The organism is Streptomyces sp. NPDC002776 (genome assembly GCF_053592195.1).
The window spans coordinates 164,905-187,669 of record NZ_JBSFVG010000011.1 but is presented as its reverse complement, the minus strand read 5'-3'; the positions used below and the strand labels follow the sequence as shown (position 1 = coordinate 187,669).

Annotated in this window: 24 protein-coding genes and 1 riboswitch; of the genes, 12 read left to right on the top strand and 12 right to left on the bottom strand. The window is 72.2% G+C overall.

The genetic code is table 11. The features are described from left to right. Positions 1-3 precede the first annotated feature (3 nt). The 4 genes from ACWD11_RS23020 to ACWD11_RS23005 all read left to right on the top strand — a co-directional run bounded on the left by ACWD11_RS23020 (position 4) and on the right by ACWD11_RS23005 (position 3,319). Entirely contained in the window at positions 4-732 is a 729-nt protein-coding gene (locus ACWD11_RS23020) for a type 1 glutamine amidotransferase (protein WP_389417622.1), read from the top strand. A gap of 213 nt (positions 733-945) precedes the next feature. Beyond that, positions 946-1,971: a 6-phosphofructokinase gene (locus ACWD11_RS23015; RefSeq protein WP_389417621.1), complete on the top strand. Its 1,026-nt coding sequence runs from the start codon at positions 946-948 to the stop codon at positions 1,969-1,971. Between the two features lie 105 nt (positions 1,972-2,076). Then, positions 2,077-3,027, top strand: coding sequence for a cytochrome c oxidase assembly protein (locus ACWD11_RS23010; protein WP_451285150.1), 951 nt, complete (start codon positions 2,077-2,079; stop codon positions 3,025-3,027). Between the two features lie 121 nt (positions 3,028-3,148). Next, complete coding sequence (locus ACWD11_RS23005) at positions 3,149-3,319, top strand: hypothetical protein (RefSeq protein ID WP_451285148.1); 171 nt, start codon at positions 3,149-3,151, stop codon at positions 3,317-3,319. Between the two features lie 3 nt (positions 3,320-3,322). Here ACWD11_RS23005 and ACWD11_RS23000 read toward each other — a convergent pair whose 3' ends face one another. The 4 genes from ACWD11_RS23000 to ACWD11_RS22985 form a co-directional block, all read right to left on the bottom strand. Continuing rightward, on the bottom strand, positions 3,323-4,528 hold the full coding sequence (locus ACWD11_RS23000; protein WP_389417618.1) for a sensor histidine kinase: 1,206 nt from the start codon (positions 4,526-4,528) through the stop codon (positions 3,323-3,325). 157 nt (positions 4,529-4,685) lie between these two features. Continuing rightward, positions 4,686-6,395, bottom strand: a complete 1,710-nt coding sequence (locus ACWD11_RS22995; protein ID WP_451285146.1) for a sodium/solute symporter — start codon at positions 6,393-6,395, stop codon at positions 4,686-4,688. Between the two features lie 13 nt (positions 6,396-6,408). After that, positions 6,409-6,774: a hypothetical protein gene (locus ACWD11_RS22990; protein ID WP_389417616.1), complete on the bottom strand. Its 366-nt coding sequence runs from the start codon at positions 6,772-6,774 to the stop codon at positions 6,409-6,411. A gap of 2 nt (positions 6,775-6,776) precedes the next feature. After that, complete coding sequence (locus ACWD11_RS22985) at positions 6,777-7,526, bottom strand: LytR/AlgR family response regulator transcription factor (protein WP_389417615.1); 750 nt, start codon at positions 7,524-7,526, stop codon at positions 6,777-6,779. 77 nt (positions 7,527-7,603) lie between these two features. Here ACWD11_RS22985 and ACWD11_RS22980 point away from each other — a divergent pair, with 77 nt between their 5' ends. From ACWD11_RS22980 to ACWD11_RS22960, 5 genes are all read left to right on the top strand, one after another. Further along, the gene (locus ACWD11_RS22980) at positions 7,604-8,107 is read left to right on the top strand and encodes an Lrp/AsnC family transcriptional regulator (RefSeq protein WP_389417614.1); all 504 of its coding nucleotides are present in this window, start codon (positions 7,604-7,606) and stop codon (positions 8,105-8,107) included. A gap of 122 nt (positions 8,108-8,229) precedes the next feature. Continuing rightward, positions 8,230-9,051: a dimethylargininase gene (ddaH, locus tag ACWD11_RS22975; RefSeq protein WP_389417613.1), complete on the top strand. Its 822-nt coding sequence runs from the start codon at positions 8,230-8,232 to the stop codon at positions 9,049-9,051. Next, positions 9,048-10,271, top strand: a complete 1,224-nt coding sequence (gene rocD, locus ACWD11_RS22970) for an ornithine--oxo-acid transaminase (protein WP_389417612.1) — start codon at positions 9,048-9,050, stop codon at positions 10,269-10,271. The genes ddaH and rocD overlap by 4 nt, the downstream gene beginning before the upstream one ends. A 112-nt stretch (positions 10,272-10,383) precedes the next feature. Continuing rightward, the gene (locus tag ACWD11_RS22965) at positions 10,384-12,831 is read left to right on the top strand and encodes a SpoIIE family protein phosphatase (RefSeq protein WP_389417611.1); all 2,448 of its coding nucleotides are present in this window, start codon (positions 10,384-10,386) and stop codon (positions 12,829-12,831) included. Between the two features lie 134 nt (positions 12,832-12,965). Continuing rightward, positions 12,966-13,688: a lysophospholipid acyltransferase family protein gene (locus ACWD11_RS22960; RefSeq protein ID WP_389417610.1), complete on the top strand. Its 723-nt coding sequence runs from the start codon at positions 12,966-12,968 to the stop codon at positions 13,686-13,688. Between the two features lie 28 nt (positions 13,689-13,716). Here the strand turns inward: ACWD11_RS22960 and ACWD11_RS22955 are convergent, their stop codons facing one another. The 6 genes from ACWD11_RS22955 to ACWD11_RS22930 all read right to left on the bottom strand — a co-directional run bounded on the left by ACWD11_RS22955 (position 13,717) and on the right by ACWD11_RS22930 (position 18,227). Further along, entirely contained in the window at positions 13,717-14,478 is a 762-nt protein-coding gene (locus tag ACWD11_RS22955; RefSeq protein ID WP_389417972.1) for an urease accessory protein UreD, read from the bottom strand. After that, entirely contained in the window at positions 14,475-15,152 is a 678-nt protein-coding gene (gene ureG, locus ACWD11_RS22950; protein ID WP_389417609.1) for an urease accessory protein UreG, read from the bottom strand. The genes ACWD11_RS22955 and ureG overlap by 4 nt, the downstream gene beginning before the upstream one ends. Before the next feature lie 62 nt (positions 15,153-15,214). Beyond that, positions 15,215-15,889 carry an urease accessory protein UreF gene (locus ACWD11_RS22945; RefSeq protein ID WP_451285142.1) on the bottom strand — a complete coding sequence of 225 codons (675 nt, stop codon included), beginning with the start codon at positions 15,887-15,889 and terminating at the stop codon, positions 15,215-15,217. Next, positions 15,889-17,610, bottom strand: coding sequence for an urease subunit alpha (locus ACWD11_RS22940; protein ID WP_451285140.1), 1,722 nt, complete (start codon positions 17,608-17,610; stop codon positions 15,889-15,891). Before ACWD11_RS22940 ends, ACWD11_RS22945 begins: the two co-directional genes overlap by 1 nt. Continuing rightward, a complete protein-coding gene (locus ACWD11_RS22935) occupies positions 17,603-17,914 on the bottom strand; it encodes an urease subunit beta (RefSeq protein WP_328869781.1) in 312 nt (103 codons plus the stop codon). The genes ACWD11_RS22940 and ACWD11_RS22935 overlap by 8 nt, the downstream gene beginning before the upstream one ends. Before the next feature lie 10 nt (positions 17,915-17,924). Further along, positions 17,925-18,227, bottom strand: coding sequence for an urease subunit gamma (locus ACWD11_RS22930; RefSeq protein ID WP_389417606.1), 303 nt, complete (start codon positions 18,225-18,227; stop codon positions 17,925-17,927). Positions 18,228-18,965: 738 nt separating this feature from the next. Next, a riboswitch (cyclic di-AMP (ydaO/yuaA leader) is annotated at positions 18,966-19,091 on the top strand. Between the two features lie 3 nt (positions 19,092-19,094). Here ACWD11_RS22930 and ACWD11_RS22925 point away from each other — a divergent pair. After that, entirely contained in the window at positions 19,095-19,568 is a 474-nt protein-coding gene (locus tag ACWD11_RS22925; RefSeq protein WP_389417605.1) for a C40 family peptidase, read from the top strand. 128 nt (positions 19,569-19,696) lie between these two features. Here the strand turns inward: ACWD11_RS22925 and ACWD11_RS22920 are convergent, their stop codons facing one another. Further along, positions 19,697-20,155: an ATP-binding protein gene (locus ACWD11_RS22920; protein ID WP_389417604.1), complete on the bottom strand. Its 459-nt coding sequence runs from the start codon at positions 20,153-20,155 to the stop codon at positions 19,697-19,699. Between the two features lie 212 nt (positions 20,156-20,367). Here ACWD11_RS22920 and ACWD11_RS22915 point away from each other — a divergent pair, with 212 nt between their 5' ends. Further along, entirely contained in the window at positions 20,368-21,234 is an 867-nt protein-coding gene (locus tag ACWD11_RS22915) for a helix-turn-helix domain-containing protein (RefSeq protein WP_451285137.1), read from the top strand. A gap of 9 nt (positions 21,235-21,243) precedes the next feature. Continuing rightward, complete coding sequence (locus ACWD11_RS22910; protein WP_389417602.1) at positions 21,244-21,471, top strand: DUF397 domain-containing protein; 228 nt, start codon at positions 21,244-21,246, stop codon at positions 21,469-21,471. Positions 21,472-21,558: 87 nt separating this feature from the next. Here ACWD11_RS22910 and ACWD11_RS22905 read toward each other — a convergent pair whose 3' ends face one another. After that, entirely contained in the window at positions 21,559-22,686 is a 1,128-nt protein-coding gene (locus ACWD11_RS22905; RefSeq protein WP_451285135.1) for an 8-amino-7-oxononanoate synthase, read from the bottom strand. Between the last annotated feature and the right edge of the window lie 79 nt (positions 22,687-22,765).

The window sequence follows — 22,765 nt, the reverse complement described above, 5'->3', positions numbered from 1 at the left end:
CTCATGAGCGACAACCAACTGCGGGTCGTCTGGATCTATCCGGACCTGCTGAGCACCTACGGCGACCAGGGCAACGTCCTGGTCGTGGAGCGCCGGGCCCGGCAGCGCGGCCTGGACGTGGCCCGCCTCGACGTGCGCAGCGACCAGCCGATCCCGACCTCCGGGGACATCTATCTGATCGGCGGCGGCGAGGACCGGCCGCAGCGGCTCGCGGCCGAGCGGCTGCGCCGGGACGGCGGTCTGCACCGGGCCGTGGGCAACGGCGCGATCGTCTTCTCGGTCTGCGCCGGCTACCAGATCCTCGGCCACGAGTTCATCAACGACCTCGGCCAGCGCGAGCCCGGTCTCGGTCTGCTGGACGTGGTGTCGGTGCGCGGCGAGGGCCAGCGGTGCGTCGGCGACGTGCTCGGCGACATCGACCCGCGCCTCGGCCTGCCCCCGCTGACCGGCTTCGAGAACCACCAGGGCGTCACCCATCTCGGCCCCACGGCCCGCCCCCTCGCCCAGGTCCGCTTCGGCAAGGGCAACGGCACGGGCGACGGCACGGAGGGCGCGTACAACGACACGGTCTTCGGTACGTACATGCACGGCCCCGTGCTGGCCCGGAACCCGCTCATCGCCGATCTGCTGCTGAAGCTGGCGCTGGACGTCAACGCCCTGCCGCCGACCGACGACCGCTGGTACGAGGCGCTGCGCACCGAGCGCATCGCGGCCGCGCAGCAGCCGGCCTGAACCCGTGCTCCAGAGGTACTGAAGCGGCCTTCCAGCGCGCCCTGCCACCGTGCTCACCGGGCCCGCCTGACGGCACGTCCGCTCACATGTGCGGGCACGTCCAGCAGGCGGACGCCCGGTACGGTGTCACCCCCTCACGCCGGTAGGGTGGCCGGGATCCAGCCGGACAGCGTGGTCCGGTCCCCGGCCCACGTTGAGAAGGTATTTCGGGCTATGCGCATTGGTGTCCTCACGTCCGGCGGCGACTGCCCCGGCCTGAACGCCGTCATCCGGTCCGTCGTGCACCGTGCCGTCGTCGACCACGGCGACGAGGTCATCGGTTTCCGGGACGGCTGGAAAGGCCTCCTGGAGTGCGACTACCTCAAGCTCGACCTGGACGCGGTGGGCGGCATCCTCGCCCGCGGCGGCACCATCCTCGGGTCCTCCCGGGTCCAGCCCTCGCATCTGCGGGACGGCGTGGCGCGGGCCAAGGGCCATGTCGAGGAACTCGGGCTCGACGCGATCATCCCGATCGGCGGTGAGGGCACGCTGAAGGCGGCCCGGCTGCTGTCGGACGGCGGGCTGCCCATCGTGGGCGTGCCCAAGACCATCGACAACGACATCGCCGTCACCGACGTCACCTTCGGCTTCGACACCGCGGTAGGTGTCGCGACCGAGGCGCTCGACCGGCTGAAGACGACCGCCGAGTCGCACCAGCGGGTGCTGGTCGTGGAGGTCATGGGCCGGCACACCGGCTGGATCGCCCTGCACTCCGGCATGGCGGCCGGCGCGCACGCCGTCGTCGTCCCGGAACGCCCCTTCGACATCGAGGAGCTGACCCGCAAGGTCGGCGCGCGGTTCGAGGCGGGCAAGCGGTTCGCGATCGTCGTCGCCGCCGAGGGCGCCAAGCCGGCGCCGGGCTCCATGGAGTTCGACGAGGGCGGCAAGGACATCTACGGCCACGAGCGCTTCGCGGGCATCGCCCGGCAGCTCTCCATCGAGCTGGAGCACCGGCTCGGCAAGGAGGCCCGGCCGGTGATCCTCGGGCATGTGCAGCGCGGCGGCACGCCCACCGCGTACGACCGGGTCCTGGCGACCCGGTTCGGGTGGCACGCGGTGGAGGCCGTGCACCGCGGCGAGTTCGGGATGATGACCGCGCTGCGCGGCACCGAGATCGTGATGGTGTCGCTGGCCGAGGCCGTCGAGACGCTGAAGACGGTGCCGGAGAACCGGTACACCGAGGCGGAGTGCGTCCTGTAGTCGAGCCGTGAACGGAACGGCCCCCGGTCACGAGCGTGACCGGGGGCCGTTCTAATGTGGGGGCCGGACAGACTTGCACAACCCCCACGAAACAGGAGCCGGCGGATGGATCACAGCGGGCACGGCACGATGGTGGATCTGCCGCCGTTCACGCTGGGGCGGGGACTCCAGTGGTCGCCGGACGCCTTCTTCCTCGTCGCGTGTCTGGCCGGGCTCGCCCTGTACGGGTGGGGGGTCGTGCGGCTGCGGCGGCGCGGGGACGCCTGGCCGGTGACCCGCACGGTGTCGTACGTCGCCGGGGTGCTGACCATCGCGCTGGTGATGTGCACCAAGCTCAACGACTACGGCATGGTCATGTTCAGCGTGCACATGGTCCAGCACATGGTGATCAGCATGCTGTCGCCGATCCTGATCCTGCTCGGCGCCCCGGTCACCCTGGCGCTGCGCGCGCTGCCGGTCGCGGGCCGGGGCCGCAAGGGGCCGCGCGAGCTGCTGCTGGCGCTGCTGCACAGCCGCTACATGCGGATCGTCACGCACCCCGCCTTCACCATTCCGCTGTTCATCGCGAGCCTGTACGCGCTGTACTTCACCCCGCTCTTCGACTTCCTGATGGGCTCCAAGGTCGGGCACATCGGGATGATGGTGCACTTCCTCGCCGTGGGTGTGGTGTTCTTCTGGCCGATCATCGGCGTGGACCCGGGGCCGCACCGGCCCGGCTATCTGATGCGGATGCTGGAGCTGTTCGCGGGCATGCCGTTCCACGCGTTCTTCGGGATCGCGCTGATGATGGCGTCGGCCCCGATGGTCGGCACGTTCGAGAACCCGCCCGCCTCGCTCGGCATCGACGCGCTCTCCGACCAGAACGCCGCCGGCGGTATCGCCTGGGCGTTCAGCGAGATCCCGTCCGTGCTGGTGCTGATCGCGCTGCTGTTCCAGTGGTACCGCTCCGAGCAGCGTCAGGCCCGGCGCACGGACCGCGCGGCCGACCGGGACGGGGACAAGGAGCTGGAGGCGTACAACGCCTATCTCGCCTCCCTCAACGCCCGAGGGAACTGAGACGTACGTTCGAATCCGGGGCGTGCGGCCCCGGAAATCGGGCACATGTTTCCTCCGGGGCACCGTCCGGCGGCAGAACGGGGCACCATGGTGGGGGACGAACCATGAGGAGGGTGCTGCGATGCCCGGTTCTACGGACGGCTCTACGCGGACGATGGGGGTGCTCACCGTCGGCGGACTCGTCGTGGTGACGGCCTACACGGTGGCGCTCGGCAGCAACGGCTGGCTGTGGTTCGGCTGGATCGTGCTCGGGCTGATCACCCTCGGCATGGTGGTCACCCGCCCCACGTGAGGCTCAGGCGCCGGTCAGCCGGCCCGCGGAGTGCACGCCCGGCTGGTACTTGGGCAGCCGGGCGGTGACCTTCATCCCCGCTCCCACGGCGGTCTCGATGACGAGTCCGTAGTCGTCTCCGTAGACCTGCCGGAGCCGGTCGTCGACGTTGGACAGACCGATCCCGCCGGACGGGCTGACCTCCCCGGCGAGGATGCGGCGCAGCAGGACGGGGTCCATGCCCACGCCGTCGTCCTCGATGACGACCAGGGCCTCCGCCCCCGCGTCCTGGGCGGTGATGCTGATCCGGCACTTGTCGGTCCTGCCCTCCAGACCGTGCTTGACGGCGTTCTCGACCAGCGGCTGGAGGCAGAGGAAGGGCAGCGCGACCGGGAGGACCTCCGGGGCGATCTGGAGGGTCACGGAGAGGCGGGCGCCGAAGCGGGCCCGCACCAGCGCCAGGTAGTGGTCGATGGCGTGGAGTTCGTCGGCGAGGGTGGTGAAGTCGCCGTGCCTGCGGAACGAGTAGCGGGTGAAGTCGGCGAACTCCAGGAGCAGTTCGCGGGCGCGCTCGGGGTCGGTGCGGACGAAGCTGGCGATCACCGCGAGCGAGTTGAAGATGAAGTGCGGGGAGATCTGGGCCCGCAGCGCCCTGATCTCGGCCTCGATCAGGCGGGTCCGGGACTGGTCGAGGTCGGCCAGCTCCAGCTGGACGGAGACCCAGCGCGCGACCTCCCCGGCCGCGCGGACCAGGACCGCGGACTCGCGGGGCGCGCAGGCGACCAGGGCGCCGTGGACGCGGTCGTCGACGGTGAGGGGGGTGACGACCGCCCAGCGCAGGGGGCAGTCGGGGGTGTCGCAGGTCAGCGGGAACGCCTCGCCGCGGCCGGACTCCAGCGGTCCCGCGAGCCGTTCCATGATCTCGGCGCGGTGGTGCGCGCCGACGCCGTCCCAGGCCAGCACCCCTTTCCGGTCGGTCAGGCACAGGGCGTCCGTGCCGAGCAGGGAGCGCAGCCTGCGGGCCGACTTGCGGGCGGTCTCCTCGGTCAGTCCGGCCCGCAGCGGAGGCGCGGCGAGGGAGGCGGTGTGCAGGGTCTCGAAGGTGGCGTGCTCGACCGGCGTACCGAGCCCGCCCTGGTTCTCGGGCCGCGCGGTACGGCGGCCCAGCCAGAACCCCGCCGCCAGCAACGGCAGGATCGCCACGCACAGCCCGGCGATGAATCCGCTCATGCTCACACCGTTCATGCCTTCACCTCCGCGCGGCGCTCCGCGGGGAGAGCCGGGACAGGCCGTCGGCCGGTTGCGGCGGCGTCGTGGCTGATCGCGCCCACGCGGCGGAGCCGCACCTGACACGGCCCCGCGCCCCTCCGGGGCACTGCCACACCGCTCATGTCTTCACCTCCGCCAGCTCCTCCGGCAGGTGGAAGCGGGCCAGGATGGATGCCGTGCCGGGTGGGACCCGGCTCGGGGTGGCCAGGGAGACCAGGGTCATCGTGAGGAAGCCCAGCGGCACCGACCAGAGGGCCGGCCAGGCCAGCAGGGCGTGCAGGGCGCCGGTGCCGGGCAGCCCGGCCATGGTCGCGGCGACGGCGAGCAGGGCGGAGCCGCCGCCCACCAGCATCCCGGCGGCCGCCCCCTGCGGGGTGAGCCGGCGCCACCAGATGCCGAGCACCAGCAGCGGGCAGAAGGAGGACGCGGACACCGCGAAGGCGAGGCCCACGGCGTCGGCCACCGGCAGCCCGCCGACCAGGGCGCTCGCCGCGAGCGGTACCGCCATCGCGAGGAGCGTGCCGAGCCTGAAGTGCCGTACGCCGCGCGAGGGGAGGACGTCCTGGGTGAGGACGCCCGCGACGGCCATGGTCAGTCCCGAGGCGGTCGACAGGAACGCGGCGAAGGCGCCCCCGGCGACCAGCGCGCCGAGCAGGTCGCCGCCCAGGCCCCCGATCATCCGCTCCGGCAGCAGCAGCACGGCGGCGTCCGCGTCACCGGTGAGGGTCAGTTCGGGGGCGTAGAGCCGGCCGAGGGCGCCGTAGACCGGGGGCAGCAGGTAGAAGGCGCCGATCAGGCCGAGGACGGCGACGGTGGTGCGGCGGGCGGCGACGCCGTGCGGACTGGTGTAGAAGCGGACGACGACGTGCGGCAGGCCCATGGTGCCGAGGAAGGTGGCGAGGATCAGCCCGTACGTCGCGTACAGCGGGCGTTCGCCGCGGCTCTCGGCCTGGGAGGGCGACAGGCCCCCGTCGCCGTCGCGTTCGGCCTCCGGGACGGCGGCGCCCGCGGCGAACGTCATCCGGGTACCGGCCTCGATGCGGTGGGTGCCGACGGGGAGTTCGAGCCGCTGGTCCTCGTGCGGGCGGCCGTCGACGGTGCCGCTCACGGTGACGGTCAGCGGACGCTCCAGGCGCAGCTCCAGGCTGTCGTCGACGCGGACGGTGCGCTGCTCGCGGAAGGCGGCGGGTTCGTCGAAGGCGTGGTGCGGGGCGCCGTCGCGCTGCCAGGCGAGGACCAGGAACAGCACGGGCACCAGCAGGGCGGTGAGCTTCAGCCAGTACTGGAAGGCCTGCACGAAGGTGATGCTGCGCATGCCGCCCGCGGCGACGATGGCCACCACCACGACCGCCACGATCACCCCGCCGAGCCAGTCGGGCGCGCCGGTGAGCACGGTCAGCGTCAGCCCGGCGCCCTGCAGCTGGGGCAGCAGATAGAGCCAGCCGACCCCCACCACGAAGGCCCCGGCCAGCCGCCGTACCGCCGAGGAGCCGAGCCGGGCCTCGGCGAAGTCGGGGAGCGTGTAGGCGCCGGAGCGGCGCAGCGGGGCGGCGACGAAGAGCAGCAGGACCAGATAGCCGGCGGTGTAGCCGACCGGGTACCAGAGCATGTCGGGGCCCTGGACCAGGACCAGGCCCGCGATGCCGAGGAAGGACGCGGCGGAGAGGTACTCGCCGCTGATGGCGGCCGCGTTCAGGCGGGGGCCGACGGTGCGGGAGGCGACGTAGAAGTCGGAGGTGGTGCGGGAGATGCGCAGGCCGAAGGCGCCGACGAAGACGGTCGCCAGGACGACGAGCGCGACGGCGGGGACGGCGTAGTTCTCGTTCACGGTCCGTCGGCCCTCAGCGGTCCTGGTCCTCGACGAGGCGGACGAGGTCCCGCTCGTTGCGTTCGGCGCGCCGTACGTACCAGCGGGCCAGCAGCACGAGCGGGGCGTACAGGCCGAAACCGAGGACCGTCCATTCCAGGCGGTCGGAGTCCGGGACGGTGGCGAACAGCAGCGGCAGCGGGCCGATGAGCAGGGCGAGGACGGCGACCACGGCGAGGGCGGCGCGCAGCTGGGAGCGCATCAGGGAGCGGACGTAGGTGTGGCCGAGGGTGGTCTGCTCGTCGATCTCGGTGCGCGGGCGGTAGTAGCCGGACGCGGGGGTGCGGCGGGGCGGGCCGGTGACGACGACGCGGCGCTCGGCGGGGTCCTGGCCGGGCACCGTCAGGTCCTCCTCATCAGCAGGTCCCGCAGCTCGCGCGCGTGCCGCCTGCTGACCTGGAGCTCCTCGGTGCCGACCAGGACGCTCACCGAGCCCGCGTCCAGGCGGAGTTCGCCGATGTGGCGCAGGGCGACCAGATGGCGGCGGTGGATGCGGACGAAGCCGCGGGAGCGCCAGCGCTCCTCCAGGGTGGACAGCGGGATACGGACGAGATGGCTGCCCTTGTCGGTGTGCAGCCGGGCGTAGTCGCCCTGGGCCTCGGCATGGGTGATGTCATCGACGGAGACGAACCGGGTCACGCCGCCGAGTTCGACGGGTATGTGGTCGGGGTCGGGCTCGTGGACGGGTATGCGGGGGCCGGTGCCGATGAGTTCGGCGGCCCGGCGGACCGCCTCGGCGAGCCGCTCCTTGCGGACCGGTTTGAGGACGTAGTCGACGGCCTTGAGGTCGAAGGCCTGGACGGCGAAGTCCTCGTGCGCGGTGACGAACACGACCAGCGGCGGCTTGGCGAACCCGGTGAGCAGCCGGGCCAGGTCGAGTCCGTCGAGGCCGGGCATGTTGATGTCGAGGAACACCACGTCGATCGCCTCGGGCCCGCCCGGCCCCGATTCCAGGGCGCGGTTGATCCGGCGCAGCGCCACGGTGGCGTCCCCCGCGCCCTCCGCGCTGCCGATCCGGGGATCGGCGTTGAGGAGGAACAGCAGTTCCTCCAGCGAAGGGCTTTCGTCGTCGACAGCCAGGGCGCGCAGCATGAACGTGGAGTGTAGGAGCAATTCGTACGCCTGCACACGGGCCGAGGTCGGACGTTCCCGCTGGATAGGGTGCGGCCATGAACAGCAGGCCCACGCCCTTCGACGAGCTCGACCGGAAGATCCTCACCGCCCTGATGGCGAATGCCAGGTGCAGTTTCGCCGAGATCGGCGCGGAGGTCGGGCTGTCCTCCACTGCGGTCAAGCGGCGGGTGGACCGGCTGCGGGAGTCCGGGGTGATCACCGGGTTCACGGCCACGGTGAAGCCGTCGGCGCTGGGCTGGCGCACGGAGGCGTACGTCGAGGTGTACTGCGAGGGCGCGGCCCCGCCGCGGCGGCTGGCGGAGGTGGTCCGCAACCATCCGGAGATCACCGCGGCGATGACGGTGACCGGCGGCGCGGACGCGCTGCTGCACGTGCGGGCGCGGGACGTGGAGCACTTCGAGGAGGTGCTGGAGCGGATCCGCGTCGAGCCGTTCATCCGCAAGACGATCAGCGTGATGGTGCTGTCCCACCTCCTCCCGGACAGCCCGGAGGCGGGCGCCAGTCACCCGGCGCCCGAAGGCGCAGCAGTCGTGCGCTGAGCGGCGAAAATACGCAGCATTCCTGCGTGAACACGCAGCTCTTGTTCCTTGTCGGGCGTCTCCGTCACTTCCTACCGTGGTGTCAACCCCATCCACACCGCAGGAAGCGGAGGAACCCCTCTGTGCCCGAAAGCCGTGTGCAGCGCCGACGGCGCTTTCTCGTCTGCGAACCCAGACACTTCGCCGTCCAGTACGCGATCAATCCCTGGATGCAACCCGACACCCGGGTCGACGTCGATCTGGCCCAGGAGCAGTGGCAGTCGCTGATCCGCGCCTACCGCTCCCACGGCCACACCGTCGAGTCGGTGGAGCCCGTCCCCGGCCTGCCCGACATGGTCTTCGCCGCCAACTGCGCGGTCACCGTCGACGGCCGGGTCTTCGGCTCCCTCTTCCACGCCCCCGAGCGCCGCCCCGAGTCCACCCACTACGACACCTGGTTCAAGGCGTCCGGATTCGACGTCTACCGCCCGGAGTCGGTGTGCGAGGGCGAGGGCGACCTGGTCCCCACGGGCCGGTACGTGCTGGCCGGCACCGGCTTCCGCACGACCCGCGAGGCCCATCGCGAGGTGCAGGAGTTCTTCGGCGTCCCGGTGATCGGGCTGACGCTGGTGGACCCGTACTTCTACCACCTCGACACCGCGCTCTTCGTGCTCGACGACGGCCGTGAGGAGAACATCGCCTACTACCCGGAGGCGTTCTCGCCGGGCAGCCGCGAGGTGCTGCGGCGCCTGTACCCGGACGCCGTCCTGGCGACCCGCGAGGACGCGATGGCCTTCGGCCTGAACTCCGTCTCCGACGGCCTGCACGTCTTCATCGCCCCGGGCGCGACCGCCCTCGCCGACCAGCTCGCCCTGCGCGGCTACGTCCCCGTCCCCGTCGACCTGTCCGAGCTGCTCAAGGCCGGCGGCGGCATCAAGTGCTGCACCCAGGAGATCCGCTCATGACCGCACCCGCGCGCACCCGTTCCTCCGCCGACCTGATCCGTGCCGAGGAGCCCGTCCTCGCGCACAACTACCACCCGCTGCCGGTCGTCGTCGCGCGCGCCGAGGGCACCTGGGTGGAGGACGTCGAGGGCCGCCGGTACCTCGACATGCTGGCCGGTTACTCGGCGCTCAACTTCGGCCACCGCCACCCCGGCCTGATCGAGGCCGCCCACCGCCAGCTGGACCGGCTCACGCTGACCTCGCGCGCCTTCCACAACGACCGGCTCGCCGAGTTCGCCGAACGCCTCGCCGCGCTGACCGGTCTGGACATGGTGCTGCCCATGAACACCGGCGCCGAGGCGGTCGAGAGCGCCGTCAAGGTGGCCCGCAAGTGGGCGTACGAGGTCAAGGGCGTCCCGGCCGACCGGGCCACGATCGTGGTCGCGGCGGACAACTTCCACGGCCGTACGACGACGATCGTCAGCTTCTCCACCGACGAGACCGCCCGCGCCGGCTTCGGGCCCTTCACCCCGGGTTTCCGGATCGTGCCGTACAACGACCTGGCCGCGCTGGAGGAGGCCGTCGACGACACCACGGCGGCGGTGCTCATCGAGCCCATCCAGGGTGAGGCGGGCGTGCTCATCCCGGACGACGGCTATCTGGCCGGGGTGCGGGAGCTGACCCGGCGCAAGGGCTGCCTGTTCGTCGCGGACGAGATCCAGTCGGGCCTCGGCCGCACCGGCCGCACCCTCGCCGTCGAGCACGAGGCGGTCGTCCCCGACATGCTGCTCCTCGGCAAGGCGCTCGGCGGCGGCATCGTCCCGGTGTCCGCGGTGGTGGCCCGGCGGGAGGTGCTCGGGGTGCTGCGGCCCGGCGAGCACGGCTCGACGTTCGGCGGCAACCCGCTGGCCGCCGCGGTCGGCACCGCGGTGGTGGAACTGCTGGAGACGGGTGAATTCCAGCGCCGGGCGGCCGAGCTGGGCGTGGTCCTGCGGGGCGGTCTGCGGGAGCTGGTCGGCAAGGGTGTCGTCGGCTTCCGCACGCGCGGCCTGTGGGCGGGCGTGGACGTCGACCCGGCCGTGGGCAGCGGGCGGGAGATCGGTGAGCGGCTGATGCGGGAGGGTGTGCTGGTCAAGGACACCCACGGCTCCACCATCCGGCTCGCGCCCCCGCTGACGATCACCGCGGAGGAGCTGACCGGGGCACTCGCCTCGCTGGAGAAGGTGCTCGGGCAGGTCTGATCCGCGCGGTGGCCGTCTTTGCTCCTCGCTGCGAGGGTGAACACTGGGATCAGAGGTGGTAGACCACTGACGTGGACCGCTCTCAGCGAACCCAGCGACGGAGAGGTCGGCCGTGGGCACACACGAGGAGCACGCCGCGGAGCGGCATCGGTTCGACGTGGCCGATGCCGCCCCCGTGCTGCTCGACGCCCAGGGGCTGGTGACCTGCTGGACCAGCGGGGCCCAGCGGCTGTTCGCGTACCCGGCGGCGGAGGTGGTGGGCCGGCCGGTCTCGGGGCTGCTGGCGGCCGGGGACGCGGCCCGCGTCCCCGAATTGGCCGAACGCTGTCGCCGGGACGGCGGCTGGGCCGGGCTGCTGACCGCCCGGCGGGCGGACGGCCGTGAGGTACGGGTCATGGTGCGGGTCGTGGCGGCGCCGGAGCCGGGCGGTCCGGCCCGCTGGCTGGCGCTGCTGTCGGAGATGGAGCAGGAGCCCGGCTGGAACATGAGCCGGCCGGTGCTGGAGCAGATGGTGGCCCGCTCGCCCGTCGGCATAGCGATCGTCGACACCGACCTGCGGTTCGTGTGGTCCAACGCCGCGCTGGAGCAGTTCGGCGGCGGACCGGCCCACCAGCGGCTCGGGCGGCGGCTGGGCGACATACAGCCCGGTCTGGACGCGGCGGGCGTCGAGGCGCAGATGCGGCGCGTGCTGGAGACCGGGGAGCCGGTGGTCGGGTACGAACACCTGGGCCGGGTGCGCTCCGCCCCGCACCGGGAGACGGCGCACATGATGTCGTTCACCCGGCTGGACGACGACCGGGGCCGGGCGATGGGCGTGTACTACACGGTCGTCGACGTCAGCGAGCGGCACCGGGCCCGCGGGCGGCTCGCCCTGCTGGACAAGGCGGGCCGGCACATCGGCCGCACCCTGGACGTGGTGCACACCGCCCAGGAGCTGGCCGACGTGGCCGTGCCCGGCTTCGCCGACCTGGCCCGGGTGGACCTGCTGGAGTCGGTGATCCGCGGCGGGGAACCGGCGCCGGGGCCGCTGAGCGACAGCGAGCCGGTGGAGCTGCGCCGGGCGGGCCATCGCTCGGTGCACGAGGACGGGGCCGTCGGCATCGGCTCGGTCGCCACCTATCTGGCCGGATCGCCGCCGATCCGCTGTCTGACCACGGGCAGCTCCTGGCGCGCGGAACAGCTGGATCCGCTGGCCCGGGAGTGGGCGACGGACGTGCTCGGCCGGGAGGCCACCTTCCGGGAGCTGGGTCTGCACAGCGTGATGATCGTGCCGGTCCGGGCCCGGGGCGTGACCCTGGGCATCACCACGTTCTTCCGGCGGGGCCGCCAGGAGCCGTTCGACGAGGACGATCTGCGGCTCGCCGAGGACCTGGTGTCGCGGGCCGCGGTCTGCGTGGACAACGCCCGCCGCTACACCCGCGAACGGGACGCGGCCCTCGTCCTTCAGCGCAGCCTGCTCCCCCACCGGCTGTCCGACCAGGACGCCGTGGAGGTCGCCGCCTGCTACCGGCCCGCCGACGAGCTGACCGGCCTCGGCGGCGACTGGTACGACGTGGTGCCGCTGTCCGGGGCGCGGGTCGCCCTGGTGGTGGGCGAGGTCCCGGGGCACGGCATCGGCGCCGCCGCGGCCATGGGCCGGCTGCGTACGGCCGTACGGACGCTCGCCGCGCTGGACCTGCGGCCCGAGGAGGTGCTGGCCCACCTCGACGACCTGGTCGGACGGTCGGCCCGGGACGACGGCGTGGCCCCGGACACGGAGGGCTCCGGCAGCATGCGGGCGGTGGGATCCGGGTGCGTGTACGCGGTGTACGACCCGGTCGACGGGCAGTGCACCATGGCCGCCGCGGGCCATCCCACCCCGGCCGTGGTGCTGCCCGACGGGGAGGTCACCTTCGTCGATCTGCCGCAGGGCCCGCCGCTGGGCATCGGCGGCCCGCCGTTCGAGTCGGTCGAGATGGTCCTCGCCGAGGGCAGCGTCCTCGCCCTGTACACGGACGGTCTGCTGGCCCGCGGGGACTCGTGGGCCGTCGACACGGACCCGGACCGGCTGCGGCCGGCCCTGGAGCGCCCGGCGGCCTCGCTCGCGCTGCACTCCCGTGCCGTGGTCGACGAACTGGTGCCGGTACGGCCGCGCGACGACGTGGTGCTGTTGATGGCCCGCACCCGGCTGCTCGGTGACGGCCAGGTCGCGGACTGGGACCTGCCGAGCGACCCCGCCATGGTCGCCGAGGCCCGCAAGAGCGCCACCCGCCAGCTCACCGAGTGGGGTCTGGAGCCGCTGGCCTTCACCACCGAGCTGGTCGTCAGCGAGCTGGTCACCAACGCCATACGGCACGCCTCTGGGCCCATCCGGCTGCGGCTGATCAAGGAACGCTCGCTGATCTGCGAGGTCTTCGACGGCGGCGCCTCCGCACCCCATCTGCGCCATCCCCGCGCCACGGACGAGGGCGGCCGGGGACTGCTGCTGGTGTCCCAGTTCGCCCAGCGCTGGGGCACGCGCTTCGCCCCCGAAGGGAAGATCATCTGGGCCGAGCAGTCGCTCACCGAACCGGTCGAGTGAGCACGGCCGCCGCTGTCAAGGTCGCCGGAAAGGTCTGCGCCAGTCGTCCCGGCCCGGTTACGGGCGCCCCTGCCTGCGCCTACACTGACACCCCCACAACACGCCGGTTGACCAGCACGTAGAGGAGCGCCTCTTTGTTCTACTACCTGCTCAAGTACGTGTTGCTGGGCCCCTTGCTGAGACTGGTCTTCCGCCCGCGCATCGAGGGCCTCGGACACGTTCCGTCGTCCGGGGCGGCGATCGTCGCGGGCAACCACCTCTCCTTCTCGGACCACTTCCTGATGCCCGCGATCCTGAAGCGGCGCATCACCTTCCTGGCCAAGGCCGAGTACTTCACCGGCCCCGGCATCAAGGGCCGTCTCACGGCCTTCTTCTTCCGCAGCGCGGGGCAGATCCCGGTCGACCGCTCCGGCAAGGACGCGGGCCAGGCCGCCATCCGCGAGGGCCTCGGGGTACTGAGCAAGGACGAGTTGCTGGGCATCTACCCGGAGGGCACCCGCTCGCACGACGGCCGCCTGTACAAGGGCAAGGTGGGCGTGGCCGTGATGGCGCTGAAGGCCGGGGTCCCGGTGATCCCCTGCGCGATGATCGGCACCTTCGAGGCCCAGCCGCCCGGCAAGGTCATCCCCCACATCCACCCGGTGGTCATCCGCTTCGGCGAGCCCCTGGACTTCTCCCGCTACGCGGGGATGGAGAACGAGAAGGCGGTCCTGCGCGCCATCACCGACGAGATCATGTACGCCATCCTGTCGCTCTCCGAGCAGGAGTACGTCGACGAGTACGCGGCCGTGGTCAAGGCGAAGGAGGCCGAGGCGAGCGGCCCCCGGCGCAGGTTCCGGAAGATGCCGCTCGGCTGAGCCCTCCGACGGCGCAGGGCCGGGCGGTTCACGCAGTGAGCGCCCCCAGCGCCCGGTCCAGCACCTGACGCAGCACCCGCGCGTCCGGCGCCACGGCGGTCACCAGTGCGGCCGGGCCCGCCAGCGGAACCAGCACGGCGTGCTCGGCGAGGATGCGGGGCGTCACGGGCTCAACCGCGAACTCGGGCCGTACGACGACGAGTTGCCCGAGCGCGCGATGCCCCGCCAGTCCGGCGGGCCCGTCCCAGCCGCCCGGCGCTCCGGGCCCGCAGGCGAGTTCCTGGTCCAGGACGGTCCGCCCGGCGATCCGCACGGTCAGCCGGCTGGTGAGCCGCCCCGGCTCCTCCCCCACCCGCCCGAGCACCTGCTCCTCGCGCAGCACCAGCCGGGCTCCCGCACCGAGGTCGGCCCGGGTGGTGACGTACAGATCGCTGCCGCCGGCGCAGATCAACTGCTCGGGCAGCCAGCGCAGTTCGCCGCCGTCGGCGACGGTGAGCCGGACGTCGTAGCGGGCGTCGCCCTTGGCCTGGCCGGGCAGGGCGATGGTCGCGGCGGCGGATCCGACGTGCAGGCGGGCCCCCTGCGCCACGTCGGCCTCGACGGCGAAGCGGTCACCGCCGAGGGGGCCGCTCATCGCGCCGACGAGCATGACCCGGGCCTCGCTCCCGCTCCCCCGGGTGCGCCGCAGCGCCAGCGGCCCCTCGCCCTCCAGCACGGGCAGCGCCGTACCGCCCCGGCCGTCGTCGCGGGCGCCGATCCGGGCGGTGGCGGCGACGCCGGTGGCGATCACGCCGACCACGCGGCGAGTTGCGCCCGCACCCACGCGGCGACGTCCCGCACGCCGTGCTCGGAGCGCAACGACTGGAAGATCACCGGAAGTTCGGCCCGCTGCGCCTTGGCGTCGGCCGCCATGCGGGCGAGGTCGGAGCCGACGTAGGGGGCGAGGTCGGTCTTGTTGACGACGAGCAGATCGGCGGTGGTCACGCCGGGTCCGCCCTTGCGCGGGATGTCGTCGCCGCCGGCCACGTCGATCACGAAGATCTGCGCGTCGACGAGCCCCTTGGAGAAGGTCGCCGTGAGGTTGTCCCCGCCGGACTCCACGAGGATGAGCTGCAGCGGCCCGACCTCGTCCTCCAGGTCCTCGACGGCTTCGAGGTTGGCGGAGATGTCGTCCCGGATGGCGGTGTGCGGACAGGCGCCGGTCTCCACGGCGGTGATCCGCTCGGGCGGCAGCACGGCTTCCCGCAGCAGGAACTCGGCGTCCTCGCGGGTGTAGATGTCGTTGGTGACGACGGCGAGGGACAACTCGTCGCGCAGGGCCCGGCAGAGGGCTGCGACGGTGGCGGTCTTCCCGGACCCCACGGGCCCGCCGAGCCCGATCCGCAGGGCACGGCGGGAGCCGTCGGGGCGCCGGGCGTCGGCGCTGAGGGCGGCGGGCCCGTCGTGGGAGTGGTCGAGATGCATGTACGGCTCCTTCTCTGCCGGCCTGGTCCGTTCAGCCCGTCGGGCCGGCCTTGCGTGTGATCTCAGGACGCGAACAACCGCACCGCCCAGGAGGCGTGCACCTCCGCGCCGATCTCCAGCAGCGGCGAGGACGCGGCGGGCAGCGCGTCGACTCCCTCGTCGGCCACCGCCCGCGCGGCCTGTACCGCCTGGTCCACGACCCGGTCCAGCTCGGGAGCGAGCCGGGCCAGCACGGCCGTGGCCTCGAACGGATCGAGGCTCAGCAGTCGTACGGTCGCGGACGCGGGCCCGCTGACGCTCTCGTAGACGGCGCAGTACGCCGCGTCCACCGGTCCGAGCCCCGCCGCCCGGGCAGCGACCCCCAGCACCACCGGCTGGTGCGCCCCCTTGGGGAACGTCCCGGCCAGGGCGTCGAGTTCGTCGCAGGGCCAGACGGCCCGGGCGGCCCGCAGCAACTGCCGCCCCAGCTTCCGCGCGGCGGTCCGCAACGCGGGCGAGGGGGTGCGGGCGTCCGCGGCCGCGTCCAACGCCACCGCGTCCACCCCGAGCGCGGCCGACGCGGCGAGGGCCGCGGCGACCCGCCCCGCCGTGTGCAACCGCCCGCGGCAGAAGTCCTCCAGGGTCCCGGTCCCGGTGATCCGTCCCGCCTTGACCGCGGCCTCGGCCCCGCCGGAGTGCGCGTGGCCCCCGGCGGGGAACCGTCCGTCGGCCAGGACGAGCAGCGCTGCCCTGGACATCAGAAGAGGAAGTAGCGCTGCGCCATGGGCAGTTCAGCGGCGGGAGCGGCCTCGACCAGCTCCCCGTCGATGTGCACGGCAAAACTGTCGGGATCCACCCGCACCTCGGGCCGGGCGGAGTTCTCCCGCATGTCGGCCTTGGTGACCCCCCGGGTCGACTCGATCCCCACGAACCGCTTGCCGAGCCGCAGCCGCTCGGGGAGCCCGTCCTCGATCGCCAAGGGGGCCACGAAGTTCAGGGAGTTGGCGGCCGGGCCGCGGCCGATCGCGCCGTACATGGGGCGCGGCAGGATCGGCTGCGGGGTGGGGATGGAGGCGTTGGCGTCGCCCATCTGCGCGTAGGCGATCTGCCCGCCCTTGATGACCAGGTGCGGCTTGACCCCGAAGAACGCCGGCTCCCACAGCACCAGGTCGGCGAGCTTCCCGGTCTCCACGGACCCGACCTGCCCGGCGATGCCCTGGGCGAGGGCGGGGTTGATCGTGTACTTGGCGACGTACCGCCGTACCCGGAGATTGTCCGCGCGCCCGTCCCCGGGCAGTGCTCCCCGCCGCCCCTTCATCACATGCGCGGTCTGCCAGGTCCGCATGACGACCTCGCCGACGCGTCCCATGGCCTGCGAGTCGGAGGAGATGATCGAGATGGCGCCGAGGTCGTGCAGGATGTCCTCGGCGCCGATGGTCGAGGGCCGGATGCGGGACTCGGCGAAGGCGAGGTCCTCCGGCACCGCGGGGTTCAGGTGGTGGCACACCATCAGCATGTCGAGGTGTTCCTCGGCGGTGTTGACGGTGAACGGCCGCGTCGGGTTGGTGGAGCTGGGCAGCACATGCGGCTCGGAGACCACGGTCATGATGTCCGGCGCGTGCCCGCCGCCCGCGCCTTCGGTGTGGTAGGCGTGGATGCCCCGGCCGCCGATGGCGGCGAGGGTGTCACCGACGAACCCGGCCTCGTTCAACGTGTCGGTGTGGATGGCGACCTGGATGCCGGTGCGGTCGGCGACGGTCAGCGAGGCGTCGATGACGGCGGGCGTGGAGCCCCAGTCCTCGTGCAGCTTCAGCCCCATCGCGCCGCCGCGGATCTGCGACAGCATCGCCTCGTGCGAGACGGTGTTGCCCTTGCCGAGGAAGCCGACGTTGAGGGGGTACTGCTCCATTGCCTCCAGCATCCGCGCCAGATGCCAGGGCCCCGGCGTCACGGTGGTCGCCTTGGAGCCCTCGGCCGGTCCGGTGCCGCCGCCGATCAGCGTGGTGATCCCCGCCGCCAGCGCCTCGTCGGCGATCTGCGGGCAGATGAAGTGGACGTGCGCGTCGATGGCGCCGGCCGTGAGGATCCGGCCGTTGCCCGAGATGATCTCGGTCTCGGGGCCGATGACGAGGTCGGGGTGGACCCCGTCCATGGTGTCGGGGTTGCCCGCCTTGCCGAGGCCGGTGATCCGTCCGTCGCGGATGCCGACGTCCGCCTTGACGATCCCCCAGTGGTCGATCACGACCGCGCCGGTGATCACCGTGTCCGGGGTGCCTTCGGCGCGCGTGGCACGCGACTGTCCCATGGACTCGCGGATGACCTTGCCGCCTCCGAACACGGCCTCGTCACCGGAGAGTCCGGGGCCGCCGGAGCGGTCCTCCTCGATCTCGACCAGCAGATCGGTGTCGGCGAGCCGGATCCGGTCGCCGGTCGTCGGGCCGAACAGGTCGGCGTACGCGGCCCGGGAGATCTCAGGCATCGAGGGCACCTCCGGTCTCCCCGCGCAGTCCGGGCACGACGCGGGCGCCGGCCAGCGGGACGAGTTCGACGTCGACGGGGATGCCGGGCTCGAAGCGCACGGCGGTGCCGGCGGCGATGTTCAGGCGCTTGCCGCGGGCGGCGGCACGGTCGAAGTCCAGGCCGGGGTTGGCCTCGGCGAAGTGGTAGTGGGAGCCGACCTGGACGGGCCGGTCGGCGGCGTTCAGGACGGTCAGCCGGGTGACCTCGCGGCCCTCGTTGAACACGACGGGCTCGTCCGCGAACAGGATCTCTCCGGGAATCATCGCAGCCCCCTCAGACGATCGGTTCGTGGACGGTGACGAGCTTGGTGCCGTCCGGGAAGGTCGCCTCGACCTGGACGTCGTGGATCATCTCCGCGATGCCGTCCATGACGTCGTCCCGGGTGAGCAGCTTGCGTCCGGAGGCCATGAGCTCGGCGACCGTACGGCCGTCCCGCGCGCCTTCGAGGATGTGCGAGGTGATGAGGGCGACCGCCTCCGGGTGGTTGAGCCTGAGCCCGCGGGCCCGGCGCTTCTCGGCCACGTCGGCCGCCACATGGATCAGCAGTCTCTCTTGCTCGTGCGGGGTCAGTTGCACAGCCCACCTCACAGTCCTCGCTCCGGACCGTGCGGGGCCCGGTTGCCGCTGCCACGGGCAAAGTCCCTGGTGGCGTGGAGGGAGGCTAGTTGGACCGGGTTTCGGGCACGTTAACCGAGCTGTGACCCGTCAGGGGCCCAGGGCGCCGCCTCCGGAGCTGCCGGCCGGGCGGAAGCCGGTGGGGGGGCCGGGCGAGCGATCCGGCGGCCCGGACCGAGGAACTGACGCGCATTCGGGCCCCACGTCGGCGCGCGCACTGCGGGTGTTGGACGGCGAGCGCCGCACGGCTCGTGTCACGCTGCCGCCTCGCTCGGACAGTTGACGCAGGTGAGCCCGGTCCGGCCATTCGGCGATGGCGTCGAGGCGTCCGGACCGGAGTCGAAACGGACCAAAGGAGGTACCCCCTTTCGGCGTAGTCGTGTCTCCTGCCGTGGGCCCGTCAGGGTTGCGCAACGAGGCTAGGCCCTCACCCGAAAGAGACGTTCCGGTGCTGGTCCGGGCATCCTCCGTAGCCTCGACGCTGGTTCGAACGGAGCAGTGTCCACCCGAACGGGTGAGTGGTGAGTAACGCCACAAATCCCCGGTTCCGTTGGGATTTTCGGACATCCGTGAGCCAAGATCCCTGACTGACGACAAGCCCCCGCCACCACGGCGGGGCGATCCGGGCGGACGCCGAGTCCTGCCGCCGCCCGGATGACCGGTCGACAGGAGTGGATCGGCAGGAGTGGAGGACCCGAGCACGACGGGTCGCCGGCACGGATGTCCGTGCCGAGCAGCCCTTGGGGTGAAGCCGCATCGCGGCCGGGCAACTTCGCCAGCCCGAATCCGACAGGTCATCCTTCACAGGCGGCTGACGAAGGGTTGCGCATGACTGCGCTCAATCGTGTCCCGTCGCTCATGGCCCGGGCCGGTACGGCTTCGGCTCTGACCATCGCCGCCGTGGGCGGTTCGCTCGTGGCCCCGGGCCTCTCCGCGGAAGCGGAGGCGGCTACGCCGGCGACGAAGGCACTCCAGGTCGCGGCCTCCAAGAAAGGCTCCCCGTACAAGTACGGCGCCACGGGCCCGTACCGCTTCGACTGCTCCGGGCTCACGCTCTACTCGTTCAAGAAGGCGGGCAAGAAGCTGCCTCGTACGGCGGCCCAGCAGTACAACAAGACACGCCACATCTCCGCCAAGAGCCGCAAGGCCGGCGACCTCGTGTTCTTCCACTCGGGGTCGAACGTCTACCACGTCGGCATCTACGCCGGGAAGGGGAAGCTCTGGCACGCCCCGAAGACCGGGGATGTGGTGAGGCTGCAGAAGATCTGGACCAAGAGCGTCTGGTACGGCCGGGTGAGCTGACCGGCCGCCACCCGAAGGGCGGTGGCGCCCCTGACACGCCGCCGCCCTGACGGGTGCCCGAGTGACCGCCGCGAGGAGCCGGACCGCTCCCGGGGCGGTCAGCGCTGTACCGCCCGCAGGGGCGCTCGCTAGGGCTCCTGCTGACCGGCGGTGGTGACCGGCTGGGCCGGTACGGTCCAGGGAAGTTCGATGGAGACCGTCTTGCCGCCCTCACGGGTCGGCCTGACTCTGAGTCGGCCGCCGCACTCGGCGGTCAGCCAGCGGATGATGACCAGACCGCGGCCGTTGTCCTGCTGGACAGCGGCCGGCAGTCGTTTGGGGAACCGCGGGTGGCTGTCGGTGACCCCGATGCGCAGGTGTTCGTCATGGCTCAGTTCGAGGTCCACCGTGAAGGTGGGTGACTGGCCGAGGGTGTGCTGTACGGCGTTGGTGGCGAGTTCGGAGACGATGAGCCGGATGGTGTCGGCCACGTCCGTCCCTGCGGGCAGTCCCCATTCCTCGAGAGTGCTGACCACATAGCCGCGGGCCGCGGAGACCGAGGCGGGATCGCTCGGCAGAGTGACGGATGCTTCCAGATGGTCTGCCATGGCGGCGTCGTCCCTTTCCCACGGGACCGCGGTCCGACACGGAGCGGATGGTTCGAGTACGGTCCCGGACTGGTGCTTCCTCGCCAGACTGCCATTACCGCGCCGGTCACGGTGGCGATCCACCAAGATATGCATATATCTGTCGCTCGATGCGGTGAACTCTGCGACGCGAGAGCGTATTTGGGCGGCCCGGTTGAAGTAAGGAGTAGCGCATGCAGCACGGTCCCGCGGTACGCCGCCGGAAGCTGGGCGCCGAACTGCGTGCGTTGCGCGCCGGTGCGGGGCTCACCAGTGGTGAGGCGGCGCGGCTGGTGGGCTGGCACCAGTCGAAGGTCAGCCGGATCGAGACCGGCGCCAGCGGGGTGAAACCGGCCGATGTGCGGTTACTGCTGGACGCCTACGCCGTCGCCGACTCCCAACTACGGGAGTTGCTGCTGGTATTGGCGGGCTCCGACGACGGCGCGGGCCGGCACCACTGGTGGCACGCCTACCGCGGGGTGCTGCCGCCGACCTACCGGGACTTCATCAGCCTGGAGTCCCAGGCGAGCGCGTTGCGCACGCTGGAGACCTCCGTGGTGCCGGGGCTGCTCCAGACGCCCGAGTACGCCCGGGAGGTGACCCGGGCCGCGGTAGGCGGCCTGGACGACACGGACGAGCGCCTCGACACGCTGGTGGAAGTGCGGCTGGCCCGGCAGGACGTGCTGCGCGGCGAGCCGCCGCTGGAGCTGAGCGCGGTGCTCGACGAGGCGGTGCTGCACCGGGAGATCGGCGGCCCCGGGGTGATGGCCCGGCAGCTGTGGCAGCTGGTGGAGGCGGGACGCCTGCCACAAGTGCGGCTGCAGGTACTGCCGTTCACGGCCGGGGCGCACATCGGAGTCACCGGGCCTTTCGTTATTTTCTCATTTTCGCGCACTTCTGATCTGGACGTGGTTGTTCTCGACCACTTGACGAGTAGCCTCTACCTCGAACGGAAAGAAGACCTCCAGGCGTACACGGAGGCCTTCACCACCCTTCAGATCCACGCCCTTTCGCCCGAGGAATCGCTGGATTACATCGCCGGGCTAGCTGACGGCGCGTAAGGAGGCACCATGACTGCACTGCCTCGGAACGTACCTTCCAGTACCGAACTGCACGACGTGCAATGGCTGCGCAGCAGTTACAGCACGGGTGCGAACAACTGCGTGGAGACCGCTCGGCCGCTGACCGGCCCCTGCGCCGGACTGTTCGCCGTACGCGACTCCAAGGCCCCGGCCGGACCCGCGCTGCTCTTCTCCCCCGAGAGCTGGGCGGACTTCACGGCCGCGATCCGGTCCTGACAGTTGCGATCAGGTTCCGAGCAAGCACCGAGCAAGTTCTGATCAGCGTCCATCAGTTCCACGGCGGCAGGGCCGTGTCACGCCGACTCATGGTCGTGTCTCGCCGATGACCCGTACAGCGCGTTCGATCTGACCGCCCGTGAGATCCGCGCGGGCGGTCAGCCGCAGCCGCGAGATGCCGTCGGGCACGGAAGGAGGACGGAAGCAGCCCACGGCCAGACCCGCCGCCCGGCAGTCCGCCGCCCAGCGCAGAGCCCCCTCGGGGGACGGCGCGCGCACGGAGACGACCGCCGCGTCCGGACGCACCGCCTGATGGCCCGCGGCCGTCAGGCGGGCGTGCAGTTCGCTCGCCACCGCACGCGCCCGGGCCGCCCGCTCCGGCTCCCGGCGCAGCAGCCGCAGCGCCGCGAGGGCGGCACCGGCCGCGGCGGGGGCGAGTCCGGTGTCGAAGATGAACGTCCGGGCCGCGTTGACCAGGTGGTCGATGACCCGGGCCGGGCCGAGCACGGCACCGCCCTGGCTGCCCAGTGACTTGGACAGCGTCACCGTGACCACCACATCGTCGGCGCCGGCCAGCCCCGCCGCGTGCGGAGCGCCCCGGCCGCCGTCGCCGAGCACGCCCAGGCCGTGCGCGTCGTCCACGACCAGGCCCGCCCCGTACTCTCGGCACGCCTCGGCGAGCCCGGCCAGCGGGGCCGCGTCGCCGTCGACCGAGAAGACCGTGTCGGAGACGGCGACCGCCGGCCCGTCGTGCGTCCGCAGCGCCTTGCGCACGGCGTCCGGTTCGGCGTGCGCGACCACCTGGGTCGTGCCGCGGGCCAGCCGGCAGCCGTCGATCAGCGAGGCGTGGTTGCCGGCGTCGGACACGATGAGCGAGCCGTGCGGCCCGAGCGCGGTGACCGCGGCGAGGTTGGCCGCGTAGCCGGAGGAGAAGACCAGCGCCGCCTCGAAGCCACAGAAGTCCGCCAGCTCCCGCTCCAGCTCGCCGTGCAGCTGGGTCGTACCGGTGACGAGCCGGGAGCCGGTGGCGCCGCCGCCCCAGGTCCGCGCCGCGCGCGCGGCGCCCTCAGTGACGTCGGGGTGGTGGGTCAGGCCCAGGTAGTCGTTGCCGGCCAGATCCAGCAGCGGCGAGTCGGCCGGGCGAGGGCGCAGCGTCCGTACGAGTCCGGCGCGGCGGCGCAGCTCCGCCTGCTCGTCGATCCAGCCGAACGCCATGAGTCCTCCGGAGATTTTGTAGGCAGCGCACAGACACTAGCGGGACGACCAGGCACCCACGGTGTGGCAATACCCACAC

Bases quoted from the DNA above. Each gene is read 5' to 3' on its own strand.
- ACWD11_RS23020 (WP_389417622.1), top strand. From the start codon at position 4: ATGAGCGACAACCAACTGCGGGTCGTCTGGATCTATCCGGACCTGCTG.
- ACWD11_RS23015 (WP_389417621.1), top strand. From the start codon at position 946: ATGCGCATTGGTGTCCTCACGTCCGGCGGCGACTGCCCCGGCCTGAAC.
- ACWD11_RS23010 (WP_451285150.1), top strand. From the start codon at position 2,077: ATGGATCACAGCGGGCACGGCACGATGGTGGATCTGCCGCCGTTCACG.
- ACWD11_RS23005 (WP_451285148.1), top strand. From the start codon at position 3,149: ATGCCCGGTTCTACGGACGGCTCTACGCGGACGATGGGGGTGCTCACC.
- ACWD11_RS23000 (WP_389417618.1), bottom strand. From the start codon at position 4,528: ATGAGCGGATTCATCGCCGGGCTGTGCGTGGCGATCCTGCCGTTGCTG.
- ACWD11_RS22985 (WP_389417615.1), bottom strand. From the start codon at position 7,526: ATGCTGCGCGCCCTGGCTGTCGACGACGAAAGCCCTTCGCTGGAGGAA.
- ACWD11_RS22980 (WP_389417614.1), top strand. From the start codon at position 7,604: ATGAACAGCAGGCCCACGCCCTTCGACGAGCTCGACCGGAAGATCCTC.
- rocD (WP_389417612.1), top strand. From the start codon at position 9,048: ATGACCGCACCCGCGCGCACCCGTTCCTCCGCCGACCTGATCCGTGCC.
- ureG (WP_389417609.1), bottom strand. From the start codon at position 15,152: ATGCATCTCGACCACTCCCACGACGGGCCCGCCGCCCTCAGCGCCGAC.
- ACWD11_RS22945 (WP_451285142.1), bottom strand. From the start codon at position 15,889: ATGTCCAGGGCAGCGCTGCTCGTCCTGGCCGACGGACGGTTCCCCGCC.
- ACWD11_RS22940 (WP_451285140.1), bottom strand. From the start codon at position 17,610: ATGCCTGAGATCTCCCGGGCCGCGTACGCCGACCTGTTCGGCCCGACG.
- ACWD11_RS22935 (WP_328869781.1), bottom strand. From the start codon at position 17,914: ATGATTCCCGGAGAGATCCTGTTCGCGGACGAGCCCGTCGTGTTCAAC.
- ACWD11_RS22925 (WP_389417605.1), top strand. From the start codon at position 19,095: ATGACTGCGCTCAATCGTGTCCCGTCGCTCATGGCCCGGGCCGGTACG.
- ACWD11_RS22920 (WP_389417604.1), bottom strand. From the start codon at position 20,155: ATGGCAGACCATCTGGAAGCATCCGTCACTCTGCCGAGCGATCCCGCC.
- ACWD11_RS22915 (WP_451285137.1), top strand. From the start codon at position 20,368: ATGCAGCACGGTCCCGCGGTACGCCGCCGGAAGCTGGGCGCCGAACTG.
- ACWD11_RS22910 (WP_389417602.1), top strand. From the start codon at position 21,244: ATGACTGCACTGCCTCGGAACGTACCTTCCAGTACCGAACTGCACGAC.
- ACWD11_RS22905 (WP_451285135.1), bottom strand. From the start codon at position 22,686: ATGGCGTTCGGCTGGATCGACGAGCAGGCGGAGCTGCGCCGCCGCGCC.